At 67.9% G+C, this 836-nt stretch carries 1 protein-coding gene; it reads right to left on the bottom strand.

Annotation, left to right across the window (positions count from 1 at the left end; genetic code table 11):
* Positions 1–836 (bottom strand): ABC-F family ATP-binding cassette domain-containing protein (locus tag JCM25156_RS18710; RefSeq protein WP_025814350.1); only part of this gene is annotated, 836 nt, incomplete at both ends.

Below are 836 nucleotides of genomic sequence, written 5' to 3'. Positions count from 1 at the left end.
CTGGGCGCGCACCATGGGCGGCGTGGCGCCGGGCAGGGCGCGGGCCATATGGTCCACGGGGGATTCGTCGGGGCGCAGTTCCTCGGCCTGGTGCTGGGCGAAATAGCCCACCTTCAGCTTCGGGCTGTGCTGGATGGTGCCGGATTGGGGTGCGAGCCTGCCCGCCACCAGCTTGGCGAAGGTGGACTTGCCGTTGCCATTGGCGCCCAGCAGCGCGATCCGGTCTTCCATGTCGATGCGCAGCGACAGGTTGGACAGGATGGTGTGGTCGCCATACCCGGCACTGACCCGCTCCATGGTCAGCATGGGCGGTGGCAGGGCGGAGGGTTCGGGAAAGGAGAACTGGCTGGGCGCGTCTTCCACCACGCTTTCGATCTGGGGCAGTTTTTCCAGCGCCTTCAGCCGGGCCTGCGCCTGCCGGGCCTTCGTGGCCTTGGCGCGGAAACGGTCCACGAAGGACTGCATATGCGCCCGGCGCGCATTGATGCGCTCGGCCATGCGGGCCTGTTGCAGGGCCTGCTCGGTGCGGATGCGCACGAATTCCTCATACCCGCCGGGGGTCAGGCTCAGCCTGCCGTGGTCGAGATGGGCAATGGCGTCCACCGCGCGGTCCAGCAGCCCCCGGTCATGGCTGACGATCAGCGCGGCGCCGGAAAAACGCGCCAGCCAGTTTTCCAGCCAGATGGTGGCTTCCAAGTCAAGGTGATTGGTCGGCTCATCCAGCAGGAGCAGGTCGGGGTTGAGGAACAGCGCGGTGGCCAGCGCCACGCGCATCCGCCACCCGCCCGAAAAGTCGGAAACGGGGCGCGCCTGTGCGGCAGCGTCAAACCCCAGCC

The sequence above is a fragment of the Komagataeibacter kakiaceti JCM 25156 genome (assembly GCF_000613305.1).
The sequence above is the reverse complement of the archived record's forward strand: the minus strand, read 5'-3'. Positions and strand labels throughout refer to the sequence as shown.